Raw genomic sequence first — 12,145 nt, 5'->3', positions numbered from 1 at the left:
TCCTGTTGATAACTCTTCCAAGCCATCATGGCGTATCGTCCTTAATGGCCTTCGGGTTGACCTGCCGCGACCCTTTCGCGATGGGTGCGCGCGCGTCGAATCGCCCACATATTTGCCGGAGAACCTACCCTATGAGTCTCGACACCGCTCGCATGGTCCAGATGGCCAATGCCATCAGGGCACTTTCCATGGATGCGGTACAGGCTGCAAATTCGGGGCACCCAGGAATGCCTATGGGTATGGCCGATGTGGCTACCGTGCTTTGGAGCGAATTTCTCAAGCATGATCCTGCCGATCCAGCTTGGGCCGACCGTGACCGCTTTGTCTTGTCCGCCGGCCACGGCTCGATGCTCATCTACAGTCTGCTTCACCTTTCAGGCTATGCCCATCCGACCATGGAAGATATTCGTAACTTCCGTCAGCTTGGCAGCCCTTGCGCCGGGCATCCGGAAAACTTCCTTATCGATGGGATCGAATGCACCACAGGTCCCTTGGGACAGGGGCTCGCTATGGCAGTCGGCATGGCCATAGCCGAGCGCAAGCTCAACGCCGATTTCGGCGACGAACTCGTCGATCACCGTACCTGGGTTATCGCTGGTGACGGCTGCCTAATGGAAGGCATCAATCACGAAGCTATCGGCCTCGCCGGGCATTTGAAGCTGGGTCGGATGAACGTCCTGTGGGACGACAACCAGATTACCATCGACGGTTCCACCGGCCTTTCGACCAGCGAGGACATTAAGTCTCGCTATGAAGCGACGGGTTGGCATGTCGTAAGTTGCAACGGGCACGATTTCGACGATGTTCGCCGTGCCCTGAGCGAAGCGCAGGCCGAAGAGCGTCCATCGCTGGTCGCCTGCCGAACCGTCATCGGGAAAGGTGCGCCCAACAAGCAGGGGACCAGCGCAACGCACGGCGCCCCGCTTGGCGATGATGAGATATCCGCAGCGCGCGACGAACTCGGTTGGAATTATAAGCCGTTCGAGATCCCTGAGGCGGTCCTGTCCGACTGGCGTGACACGGCGGCCCGCTGCGAGACCGATCACACCGAATGGAAGAGCCGTCTTTCAGAACACGGAAAGCGGCACGAATTCGAACGCCGGATGGCGGGCGATTTACCAACGAACTTCAACCTCGACGATTATATCCAGTCGTTGATGAGTGAGCCGGTGAAGGTCGCGACCCGCAAGGCAAGCGAAATGGCGTTAGAACAGATCAATGGTCGCCTGAGTGAGACCATGGGCGGAAGCGCCGATCTCACCGGCTCGAACAACACCAAAGCGGGAGGGATCGGGCCCTTCACTGCAGACGATTATTCGGGTCGCTATATCTATTACGGCATCCGTGAATTCGGGATGGCGGCGGCCATGAACGGCATGGCGCTTCACGGAGGCGTAATCCCATACGGCGGTACTTTCCTCGTCTTCACCGATTATTGTCGCGGAGCAATCAGGCTTTCCGCGCTGCAGCAGGCGCGGGCGATATATGTGATGACGCACGACAGTATCGGACTGGGGGAAGACGGACCGACCCATCAACCGATCGAGCATGTCCAAAGCTTGCGGATGATTCCAAACCTTTTGGTCATGCGCCCTGCCGATGCAGTCGAGACGGCCGAATGCTGGGAAATTGCGTTGCGCAACAAGGATCGCCCGACAGTGCTGGCGCTGAGCCGCCAGAACCTTCCCCAAGTACGCAACGCGCCGGACGAAACGGACATGGCGTCGAAGGGCGCGTATCGTCTCAAGAAGGCGGGGAACAAGCGCCGGGTAATCCTCATCGCTACTGGCTCCGAAGTGCATGTCGCGCTTGAGTGTGCCGAAGTCTTGGAAAAGCAGGGCGTGGGCACCGACGTGGTGTCGATGGTCTGCACACAGCTTTTCGACGAGCAGGATGATGCGTATAAGGGCGACATTCTCCCTAACGTTGATCCCGCCGAAATCCTGCGCGTTAGCATCGAGGCCGGGACTACCTTTGGCTGGGAACGCTATACGATGGCAAATGGTCTCAACATTGGCATCGACAGGTTTGGGGCTTCTGCTCCCGCAGAGGATCTTTTCGAGAAATTCGGTATCACGGCGGACGCGATCGTGCCGCAAATCATGAACAAACTGAACGCTTAAGCAGGAGCTTTTCGCATGGCTACCAAGGTTGCAATCAACGGTTTTGGACGTATCGGACGCCTCGTGGCACGCGCCATTCTGGAGCGTGACGATCATGATCTCGATTTGGTCTCGATCAACGATCTTGCCGATACCAAGTCGAACGCCTTGCTGTTCCAATATGACAGTACGCATGGCCGCTTCCCGGGCACGGTCGAGGTGGATGGCGATGCGATTGTCGTCAACGGCAAGTCGATCAAGGTCACCAGCGAACGCGATCCGGGCAATCTGCCGCACGGAGAAATGGGCATCGATATCGTGCTTGAATGCACGGGCTTCTTCCAGAGTCATGAACAGGCCGAACCGCATCTCAAGGCAGGCGCGAAGCGCGTGCTGATCTCCGCACCTGCAAAGAACGTCTCGGCCACGATCGTCTATGGCGTGAACCATGAAACGCTGACTGCCGATGACGTCATCGTTTCGAATGCCAGCTGCACGACCAACTGCCTTTCGCCCATGGCCAAGGTCCTTCACGACACGGTCGGGATCGAGCGCGGCTTCATGACCACGATCCACAGCTACACCAACGACCAGCGGATGCTCGACCAGATGCATGGCGACATGCGCCGGGCGCGCGGTGGTGCGCAGAACATGATCCCAACCACAACCGGCGCTGCTCGTGCAGTCGGCCTTGTCCTGCCTGAACTGGCAGGTAAGCTCGACGGTTCTTCGGTCCGCGTCCCTACACCCAATGTGAGCCTGGTCGACCTCGTCTTCACGCCCGGCCGCGATACCAGCGCCGAGGAACTGAACGCGGCACTGAAGGAAGCTGCAGAAGGCAAGATGAAGGGCGTGCTGGACTATACGGATCAGCCGCTCGTGAGCAGCGACTTCAACCACTATCCGGCTAGCTCGACCATCGACAGCCTCGAAACCAGCGTGATGGAAGGCAAGCTTGCCCGCGTCGTCAGCTGGTACGACAACGAATGGGGTTTCTCCAATCGCATGATCGACACCGCCGGCGTCATGGCCAAGTTCCTCTAAGGAAAGCCCAGGAAATGAGCAGCTTCAAGACTCTGGATGACCTCGGCGAGGTAACCGGCAAGGTTGCGCTCGTGCGCGTCGATTTGAACCTTCCGATGCAGGAAGGGCGCGCCAGCGATGTCACACGGGTCGAAGCTGCGATGCCGACCATACTTGAACTTGCTGACAAGGGCGCGAAAGTCCTTCTTCTCGCTCATTTCGGTCGTCCGAAAGGCCAGCGCCATTCGACCATGAGCACAAGCATGGTGCAGGGCGATATCGAGCGGGTGCTGGACCGCGAGATCATGTTCATTCCCGAGGTCATGGGGCCTGTCGTCGAACAGAGCGTCGGTATCCTGTCCAACGGTGATATCGGCCTGCTCGACAATATTCGTTTCTGGCCCGGCGAGGAAGCCAACGATCCAGAATTTGCCAAGGGCATTGCGGCCCATGGTGACTTCTACGTGAACGATGCTTTCTCCGCTGCGCACCGCGCGCATGCATCAACAGAGGGATTGGCGCGTCTTCTTCCAGCTTATGCCGGCCGCGCAATGGAGGCGGAACTCAAGGCTCTGGATGCTGCGCTCGGCAGTCCGGAGCAGCCGGTCGCATCTGTTGTCGGCGGGGCCAAGGTGTCGACCAAGCTGGACGTGCTCGAGAATCTGGTTGGCAAGGTACAGCACCTGATCATCGGGGGAGGGATGGCCAACACATTCCTCGCTGCGCGCGGCGTGAATGTTGGCAAGTCGCTTTGCGAGCACGACCTCACAGGCACGGCAAACCGCATCATGGATCACGCAGATCATGCCGGTTGCACTGTGCACCTGCCTTACGATGTCGTTGTCGCAAAGGAATTTGCTGCCAATCCAGCCTCCCTGCGGACATGCAACGTCCACGAAGTAGCCGAGGATGAGATGATCCTCGATGTCGGCCCTTTGGCAGTTCAAGCTTTGGGCGATGTTCTCAAGACCTGCCGCACTCTCGTTTGGAACGGCCCGATGGGCGCTTTTGAAACAGAGCCCTTTGATACGGCCACAGTCGCTCTGGCTAAGACCGCTGCTGCGCTGACTCAGGACGGTTCGCTCATCTCGGTCGCAGGCGGCGGGGACACGGTTGCTGCTTTGGCGCATGCCGGCGTAAAGGATGACTTCACTTTCGTCTCCACTGCGGGTGGCGCCTTTCTAGAATGGATGGAAGGCAAGGAGCTTCCGGGCGTGGCAGCACTGACCAAATGAGCGAAAACGAAGCGGTTGGCTCCGGTGGTGGAATGACGCCGGTCACGGAGGGCGAATTCGCGGGTTGGTCAGCGTGGAGCGGAGATGCGTTCGAACAGCGCGCGGGCCCGTTCTACGAGCGCCGTGACGCGGACGGATCGTATATTTCTGCTTTCCGGGCTGAAGAGCGCCATATGAATGGGGCCGGTTTCATGCATGGTGGCTGCCTGATGACATTCGCTGACAGTGCGCTGTTCACCATCGCGACCGATGCTCTGGCAGGCTCGCACGGCGTTACCATGCATCTGGCGGGTGACTTTCTCGATCCGGCGCGCTGCGGCCAGCTTATCGAAGCGCGAGGCGAAGTCGTTCGCGCCGGCGGAAAAACAATTTACGTCGTCGGTAAAATTACTGCGGACGACAGACCTGTACTCAGCTTCAATGGAATTATCCGGAAGATTAATCGCCGGGAATGATCAGCGATATTCCGGATTGGGTGCATCGAAACGGCGGCCTTCCTGCCATAAATCGACCGAATTACCCCACGCGGGGATTCCACCGGCATCCTTCAGCATGCGCGCCATGTGCATGAGATTCCAAGTCATGAAAGTGGTATTCCGCCGCGTGAAATCGTTGTCGAAACCAACATAGCCCGCTTTGCCTTCCTGTGAATCGCCGTAGCTTGGGCCAGGCCCGGCTTCTCCTATCCAGCCTGCATCTGCTTGGGGAGGAATGGTATAACCCACGTGCTGAAGGGAATAGAGCACCCCCATTCCAACATGCTTTATCCCATCCTCGTTGCCGGTCACGATGCAGCCGCCCACCTTGCCATAAAACACATATTGGCCCTGACCGTTCGTCTGTCCTGAATGGCCATAAAGGCGCTCTATCAGGCGTTGGCAGACACTCGATTTTTCGCCGAGCCAGATCGGCGTTCCAATGACTAGGATGTCGGCTGCTTCAACCTTCCGCCAGATATCCGGCCACTGGTCGCTTTTAACCCCGTGTTCGGTCATGTCCGGATAGACGCCTGGCGCGACGTCGTGGTCGACCAGCCTGATTTGCTCCAACGACACTCTATTTTCGACTAGGATCGTTTCAACGACGCCCAGGAGGTTGGCAGTGTGCGAGCCCTGCGGTGCTGGCTTGAGTGTGCAATTGATCGTCAGCGCTCTAAGGTCGGAGAAATCGGTTGCATTCTCGTCGCAGAGCTTTTGCTGGGTTTTATCTAACATACGTCTTTCCTCGTTCTCAGTTAGGATACGATGCAGGAAGCGATAAGTTACCAACGGCCTGTTGCAGCTGCGAAGGCGGTTTTGTATGAGCGGCGCATACGAATGCACACTTAGTTTCATGCTATAGGGATTCTCACATGACTTTCGATGAAATGCGCGAGCGTATTGCGTCCGGCCAAGGCTTCATCGCGGCGCTCGATCAGTCCGGCGGGTCAACCCCGAAGGCGCTGCGCGGCTACGGCGTAGAGGAAGGCGCCTGGAACGGCGACGATGAGATGTTCGGCCTGATCCACGAGATGCGTCAGCGCATCATTGAGAGCCCTTGTTTCGGAAATGGGAAGGTAATCGGTGCAATCCTGTTCGAAAAAACCATGGACGGCGAGAGCGGCGGCAAGAGCGTCCCCGCTCGGTTGAAGGAACGCGGGATCGTGCCCTTTCTTAAAGTCGACAAGGGACTTGAGGATGAGCGCGATGGGGCGCAGTTGATGAAGGCCAATCCAAATCTGGAAGACTTGTGCAAGCGCGCAAAAGATCTTGGCGTCTTCGGCACCAAAATGCGTAGCGTCATCAAATCTGCGAACCCTGTCGGAATCAAGGAAGCAGTGCGTCAGCAATTTGCCGAGGGCGCGCGCATTTTGGCCAGTGGCCTGGTTCCCATGCTGGAGCCGGAATACGATATTACCGCAACGGATCGGGCCAAAGGCGAAAAGATCATGCTGGATGCCATTCTCGAAGGCTTGGACGCGCTTCCCGATGATCAGCAGGTCATGCTCAAACTTTCCATTCCAAAGGATGCGGGGCTCTATGCCGATCTGGTGAAGCACCCGAAAGTCTTGCGTGTGGTTGCGCTCTCCGGTGGCTATTCGACCGAGGAAGCTTGTGAGAAGCTGGCCGAAAATCCCGGCATGATTGCCAGTTTCAGCCGCGGGCTTCTTCAGGATCTCCGCAAGCAGCAAAGCGATGCTGAATTCGACGGAACGCTTTCAGGCGCAATCGACCAAATTCATGCTGCCAGCGTAGCTTGACCTCAATACGAGCGGCGTCATCGCCGCTCGTATACGAAGCTATAGTCGCCTGCATCGGTCTCGCGCTCGGCCTGCTTTTCCGGCAGACCGGACACGAGCGTATAGGTGCGACCCAAAATCTCATGGGGTTTGCCCAAGGTCATCTCGGCCGTCTGGGCCCAGTGAGTTGACGTGATGCGCGTCGAAACTTTGAGTTCGCCCGCGCGGACACACCGGGCATTCTGCGGGCAGCGACTGTCCTCGGTCACGGCGAGCGGGGTCAGGATCGCGTCGCCCGCCCATACTGATTGTCCTATTTTTACTGGCGTGCCCTGCGCCGCTGCCTCTTGGCCGACGCGCGGTGTGTCAGGAATGATCGCGCAGGAAGCGAGGGGGAGAGCGAAAACCGCGAGGGCTAAAGGTCTGATCATGCCAGTCTCTTAGGCCTGCCTTCTATTGCGCAAATCTGAATGTCGACGAAGTCGTCATCGGAGGGTACGAGGCGGCGCGATGACACAGAAAATTTCGACACAGCTTTATCTTATCTCTCCGTTGGATGTCTCGGGGGGCTTTCCCGAACGTCTCGAACGCGCCCTTGATGAAGGAGAAGGATTGATCACCGCCTTCCAGTTCAGGGTAAAGGGAATGGATCAGCACGAGGCTGCGGCGTCGGCCGAGCCCCTTCAGCAAATATGCGCCGACCGCGAGGTCGCATTCATCGTCAATGATTCGATACCGCTCGCTAAGCGTCTCGGCGCGGACGGAGTGCATCTGGGACAGAGCGATGGCGATCTGACGGAGGCACGGGAAGAACTCGGCAAGGATGCACAGATCGGTGTCACCTGTCACGCCTCCCGCCACTTGGCCATCGAAGCCGGCGAGGCAGGGGCAGACTATGTGGCATTCGGCGCTTTCTTCGACAGCGCGACCAAGCAAACTGAGCATCGGGCAGATCTCGACCTGCTTGAATGGTGGAGCGCGATGGTCGAGATACCATGCGTGGCCATAGGCGGTATCACCCCGTCGAACTGCAGGCCGCTGGTCGATGCTGGCGCAGACTTCCTAGCCGTGTCCGGAGCAGTGTGGTCGGGAGACGAAGTTGCTGCGGTAAAAGCCTTCAAGGAGCAAATCTCGGGGAAGTGAGTTGTGTCTTCTGAAACGGGGCGGGTCGCCTCCCCGAACCCTTCAGGAGAGGACTCCATGCGTAATTTGCTTTTCGTCGCTGTATCGTCGCTCGCGCTCGTCGCCTGCGGATCAAACGGCGCAGACGAGGACACCGATACTCAGGCCACCGCCCAGACGCAGCCAAGTCAAGACTATGGCTACGAGACCTATGACGAAAACAACCTCGCTGACAGCATGGCCTCGAACGACGATGCTTACGGCATGGGCGACTCTGTCGCTTCGGAAGATCAGGACATTCCCGACAGCGAGGAACGGCCGATCATGCAGGCGCAGGTCGTCCTCGACCGTGTTGGCTTCGGCCCGGGCGTAATCGACGGCAAAATGGGCATGAGCACTGAAAACGCGCTCAACGGCTTCCAGGAGGCCAACGACCTAGAGGTGACCGGACAGCTTGATGAGGCGACAAAAACGGCGCTATCCGACTGGGACTCCATCCCAGCGACCCGCGTCGTCACCATTCCCGAGAGTTGGGGCCAAACCGAATATGTCGACATACCGGAGGATCCGGAAGGCAAATCCAAGCTTGATCGGATGGGCTATAAATCCCTCGATGAAAGACTGGCGGAACGTTTTCATACGACTGTAGACGTGCTCAAGATGCTCAATCCCGGTGGCAAGCCCGCCGGGATGAGCGGGGCGTCGGCATCCGAGGGCTCATCGCCGACTTCGAAAAATTCCACCTCTTCTTCTTCAGCCGAAAAGACCGACTTTTTCACGGCCGGACAGCAGATCCGCGTGCCCAATATCGGAAACGATCGGATCGAAAAGGGACAGATTGAAGATCGCAACTGGCAACAGACGCTTGCCAGCCTGGGCGTTGGCACGGATCAGCCCGAGGTCGATAAAATCGTTGTGAGCAAGGCAGGCAAAACGCTGAAAGCTTACAAGGGCGAAAAGCTGGTGGCTCTCTTCACCGTCAGTTCGGGCTCAAGCCAATTCCCGCTACCCATCGGAGAGTGGGATATCGTCGGGGAAGCCTATAACCCTCCCTACAGCTATGATCCCGAAGTGCTTTCGGGCGGCAAGGAAGATGGCAAAACCTTCAAGCTGCCGCCAGGCCCCAATAGCCCTGTCGGTGTCGTCTGGATCGACCTCTCGAAGGAGCATTACGGTATTCACGGTACGCCCGACCCCGAAACCATCGGCCGTGCGCAGTCGAGCGGTTGTGTTCGGCTAACCAACTGGGATGCCGCAAGGCTCGCAGGGATGGTGTCGCAATCGACGCAGGTGATTTTCGAGGCATGAGCAGCTAGGGAGGGCTCATGAACATAATCGACCGCCTTCTGACCATCGTTGTCACCGCCACGATTACCAGCGCGATCTGGATCGTGGCGGGCGGCAGTCTGATTGAAAACGCAACGGGAGAGGGGCAACTCGAAACGACGCGTCCGGCCGACGCTGCTCCAAGTCCGTCCCCCACGAGCAGCGGTGCGGCGGAAGAAGGCACGCAGACCCCGGTTTCCGAACAGGCCCGCAACGCCGCGCCGCTTAACACCGATTTCGCTCAGCCGGTGGACGAGCGCGCGGCTCGCGAATTGATGATCCCGGTCCTGAATGTCCGCCCGTCAGAATTATCGGACACTTTCACCGACTCGCGGGGCGGCGGTGAGCGGCTGCACGAGGCGATCGACATCATGGCACCTACGGGTACCAGCGTTGTCGCCGCCGCGCCTGGCGTGGTGGAGAAATTGTTTGAGTCCGATGCCGGAGGTCTGACGATTTACGTCCGCTCGAATGACGGGCGCACAATCCATTATTACGCTCACCTCGACAAGTATGCCGAGGGATTGAAGGAGGGGCAGAAGGTGCGCCGGGGCCAGCGTCTGGGCGAGGTAGGTTCGAGCGGGAACGCTTCGGCAGATGCGCCGCATCTTCATTTTGCGATCTTGCAAACTACCAAGGATGCTGCGTGGTGGGAACCGGCCAACGCCGTCAACCCTTATCCCTTGCTGAGTCGAAGCAATTGATTGCTCTACCGCGTGAGCGGGCCCGCGCGATGACACCGCATGCGGCCGAGTTTGCCCGCCTTGTTTACTTCCTGCAGCATGCCGCTGGAGATACGCATCATCCTCATGCCCTTCATCGGGCCGCGTGTGAACGTGAGCCTGCGGCCTTCGAGAAGGTAGGTGCCAGCGCCGTGACGCGCCTTGTAGCTTGATGCGCCAGTGATCGAGAAATTCGCGTGCTCGACCTCATTCCAGGCGGAGCCGTCGGCTGAACCGGGCAGCGCACAGACATAATCGCCCTGCGGCAATAACCCCAGGCGCCCCTGCGCTAGCGTCGGCGAAGCGGTCAGAGCCGCGACGGTCATCAAAGCGATGGACAGTTTTTTCATCTCATGGCCTCCGTGAGCGACATAGGAACAAGAAGGCAAAATTTCCACCGCCTTGCCGAGCGTGTCACCAGGCTGTAAGGCGCGCACCACATGGCTGACCGTCGAAGCGGCAGCGCTCTTTCACATCGAGGCATTTCTCATGAAGATCAGCGGCGTGGACATCCGTCCGGGCAACATCATCGAATACGAAGGCGGCATCTGGAAGGTCGCCAAGATTCAGCACACCCAGCCCGGCAAGGGCGGCGCCTATATGCAGGTCGAAATGAAGAACCTGCAGGATGGCCGCAAGACCAATGTGCGCTTCCGCAGCGCAGATACGGTCGAGAAAGTGCGTCTCGACACCGCTGAGTACCAGTTCCTTTATGAAGATGGCGATATGCTCGTCTTCATGGATCAGAGCACATACGAGCAGATCAATCTGCCTTCGGATCTGCTTGGCGATGCTCGCCCGTTCCTGCAGGACGGTATGCAGGTGAAGCTGGAACTGTGGGAAGAAAAGCCGATTTCGGTCGAGCTGCCGCAGCAGGTCGAAGCCGAAATCGTCGAGGCCGATGCCGTGGTCAAGGGGCAGACAGCTTCTTCCAGCTATAAGCCCGCCGTCCTCGATAACGGCGTACGCATCATGGTCCCGCCGCATATTGAAAGCGGAACCCGGATCATCGTCGACGTTTACGAGCAGAGCTACGTAGGCAAGGCGAACTGAGGGTCAGGCAAGGAGTCGCTCCCATGGGCAAATCGATCGCAAGTCGGTTCGACAATATCGATATCGAGAAAAGCACCCTGCGCGCTGTCATCATCAATGATGACGAGTTGACGTTGGAGATGGATTTCTGCCTTGACCCGGCGCATCCCGACTACGAAGAACCGGGCGAGGGGGAGGAGTGCTGTTTCCATCCTGGCCTTCTCAAATTCGCCGGGATCAGTAAGCTCCAGCTTGATCGCCGGACCAGTGCGGGCGACGGCATGCAGCGCCGGTTTGCTATCGAGACCTTTCATATCGAGGGCACGAAATTCGACATGGCCTGCGAGTGGGGCGACATCCATCTCCAGGCACGCTCGATCCGCGTCCTCACCGAATAAGAGATAAAAATGGCCGCAATTTCCGGACTGATCCGCGTGATGGAGAAAGCCGCGCGCAAGGCGGGTGCCCGTCTGCGCCGCGACTTCGGTGAAATCGAACATCTCCAGGTAAGCCGCAAGGGTCCTGCAGACTTCGTGTCGAAGGCCGACATGCGTGCTGAACGCGCAATCTATGACGAACTGATTCAGGCGCGCCCTGACTGGGGCTTCGAAATGGAAGAGGCAGGAACAATCGAGGGGGCGGACGGCATGCCCCGCTGGATCGTCGATCCGCTTGATGGGACGAGCAACTTCCTGCACGGCATTCCGCATTTCGCGATCAGCATCGCGGTTCAGGAACGCAAGCTGGGTAGCGACGATTGGGGCGATGTGACCGCTGCAGTGGTTTACAACCCCGTGACCGACGAGACCTTTTGGGCGGAAAAGAGTCGCGGCGCCTGGTTGCACGACGCTCGTCTTCGCGTTTCGTCGCGCCGACATCCATCGGAAGCCCTTATCGCAACCGGCATTCCCTTTGCGGGGCACGGTGACTTCGGAGAATGGTCGAAGATTTTCAATGCGATCGGTCCGAACGTAGCCGGTATTCGCCGCTTCGGTGCCGCCTCGCTCGATCTCGCATGGCTCGCTGCCGGGCGCTATGACGGTTTTTGGGAAAGCGGGCTGAATGATTGGGACACCGCGGCAGGGTGCCTCATCGTAAGGGAAGCGGGTGGTTTCGTCTCCGATTACCGCGGGCGCTCGCAACCGATCCATTCGAAGCAGGTTCTGGCAGCCAATGACCAGCTGCACTCGAAACTGCATAAAATGCTCGTCAATGCTTTGAAGGCTTGATGCCGCTCCGGAGCGCGGCTAATCCCCGCGCTCCAACACGTGCCTCCGTGGCGGAATTGGTAGACGCGCTCGACTCAAAATCGAGTTTCTTACGAAGTGCCGGTTCGAGTCCGGCCGGGGGTACCACGATCTTCCG

The 12,145-nt window shown here is 58.5% G+C and carries 14 protein-coding genes and 1 tRNA gene; 12 read left to right on the top strand and 3 right to left on the bottom strand.

All coding sequences use genetic code 11. The annotated features are described in order from the left end of the window. The first annotated feature begins 131 nt into the window (after positions 1-131). Genes tkt through ACI2I1_RS01140 form a run of 4 tightly spaced genes read left to right on the top strand, consistent with a single transcriptional unit; the run spans position 132 to position 4,815 of the window. On the top strand, positions 132-2,123 hold the full coding sequence (tkt, locus tag ACI2I1_RS01155) for a transketolase (RefSeq protein WP_404677570.1): 1,992 nt from the start codon (positions 132-134) through the stop codon (positions 2,121-2,123). Between the two features lie 15 nt (positions 2,124-2,138). Then, the gene (gene gap, locus ACI2I1_RS01150) at positions 2,139-3,146 is read left to right on the top strand and encodes a type I glyceraldehyde-3-phosphate dehydrogenase (protein WP_221543083.1); all 1,008 of its coding nucleotides are present in this window, start codon (positions 2,139-2,141) and stop codon (positions 3,144-3,146) included. Between the two features lie 14 nt (positions 3,147-3,160). After that, entirely contained in the window at positions 3,161-4,360 is a 1,200-nt protein-coding gene (locus ACI2I1_RS01145; RefSeq protein ID WP_404677569.1) for a phosphoglycerate kinase, read from the top strand. After that, positions 4,357-4,815 carry a PaaI family thioesterase gene (locus ACI2I1_RS01140; RefSeq protein ID WP_404677568.1) on the top strand — a complete coding sequence of 153 codons (459 nt, stop codon included), beginning with the start codon at positions 4,357-4,359 and terminating at the stop codon, positions 4,813-4,815. Before ACI2I1_RS01145 ends, ACI2I1_RS01140 begins: the two co-directional genes overlap by 4 nt. Here the strand turns inward: ACI2I1_RS01140 and ACI2I1_RS01135 are convergent, their stop codons facing one another. Next, on the bottom strand, positions 4,816-5,694 hold the full coding sequence (locus tag ACI2I1_RS01135) for a flavodoxin family protein (protein ID WP_404677567.1): 879 nt from the start codon (positions 5,692-5,694) through the stop codon (positions 4,816-4,818). It lies immediately after the preceding gene. A 17-nt stretch (positions 5,695-5,711) separates the two neighbouring features. On the opposite strand from ACI2I1_RS01135, the gene ACI2I1_RS01130 reads away from it, so the two are divergent. After that, positions 5,712-6,599, top strand: coding sequence for a fructose bisphosphate aldolase (locus ACI2I1_RS01130; RefSeq protein WP_404677566.1), 888 nt, complete (start codon positions 5,712-5,714; stop codon positions 6,597-6,599). Between the two features lie 17 nt (positions 6,600-6,616). Here the strand turns inward: ACI2I1_RS01130 and ACI2I1_RS01125 are convergent, their stop codons facing one another. Next, positions 6,617-7,009 (bottom strand): hypothetical protein, encoded by a 393-nt coding sequence (locus ACI2I1_RS01125; protein WP_221543087.1) that lies wholly within the window; start codon positions 7,007-7,009, stop codon positions 6,617-6,619. A gap of 79 nt (positions 7,010-7,088) precedes the next feature. On the opposite strand from ACI2I1_RS01125, the gene thiE reads away from it, so the two are divergent. The 3 genes from thiE to ACI2I1_RS01110 are packed head-to-tail and all read left to right on the top strand — an operon-like array spanning position 7,089 to position 9,730. Continuing rightward, on the top strand, positions 7,089-7,721 hold the full coding sequence (gene thiE, locus ACI2I1_RS01120; protein WP_404677565.1) for a thiamine phosphate synthase: 633 nt from the start codon (positions 7,089-7,091) through the stop codon (positions 7,719-7,721). 57 nt (positions 7,722-7,778) lie between these two features. After that, complete coding sequence (locus ACI2I1_RS01115; RefSeq protein WP_404677564.1) at positions 7,779-9,008, top strand: L,D-transpeptidase family protein; 1,230 nt, start codon at positions 7,779-7,781, stop codon at positions 9,006-9,008. Between the two features lie 17 nt (positions 9,009-9,025). Further along, positions 9,026-9,730, top strand: a complete 705-nt coding sequence (locus ACI2I1_RS01110) for a M23 family metallopeptidase (RefSeq protein ID WP_404677563.1) — start codon at positions 9,026-9,028, stop codon at positions 9,728-9,730. Positions 9,731-9,735: 5 nt separating this feature from the next. Here the strand turns inward: ACI2I1_RS01110 and ACI2I1_RS01105 are convergent, their stop codons facing one another. Then, positions 9,736-10,098, bottom strand: a complete 363-nt coding sequence (locus ACI2I1_RS01105; RefSeq protein WP_404677562.1) for an elongation factor P — start codon at positions 10,096-10,098, stop codon at positions 9,736-9,738. Positions 10,099-10,237: 139 nt separating this feature from the next. On the opposite strand from ACI2I1_RS01105, the gene efp reads away from it, so the two are divergent. From efp to ACI2I1_RS01085, 4 genes are all read left to right on the top strand, one after another. Beyond that, positions 10,238-10,801, top strand: coding sequence for an elongation factor P (gene efp, locus ACI2I1_RS01100; protein ID WP_221543209.1), 564 nt, complete (start codon positions 10,238-10,240; stop codon positions 10,799-10,801). A gap of 23 nt (positions 10,802-10,824) precedes the next feature. Beyond that, positions 10,825-11,178: a hypothetical protein gene (locus ACI2I1_RS01095; RefSeq protein ID WP_221543092.1), complete on the top strand. Its 354-nt coding sequence runs from the start codon at positions 10,825-10,827 to the stop codon at positions 11,176-11,178. A 9-nt stretch (positions 11,179-11,187) separates the two neighbouring features. After that, a complete protein-coding gene (locus ACI2I1_RS01090; protein ID WP_404677561.1) occupies positions 11,188-12,009 on the top strand; it encodes an inositol monophosphatase family protein in 822 nt (273 codons plus the stop codon). A 41-nt stretch (positions 12,010-12,050) separates the two neighbouring features. Then, positions 12,051-12,135: transfer RNA gene (locus ACI2I1_RS01085), tRNA-Leu, on the top strand. Positions 12,136-12,145: the final 10 nt, after the last annotated feature.

The organism is Qipengyuania sp. NPDC077563 (assembly GCF_044901345.1).
Taxonomy (GTDB): Bacteria; Pseudomonadota; Alphaproteobacteria; order Sphingomonadales; family Sphingomonadaceae; genus Qipengyuania; species Qipengyuania aestuarii.
The sequence above is the reverse complement of the archived record's forward strand: the minus strand, read 5'-3'. Positions and strand labels throughout refer to the sequence as shown.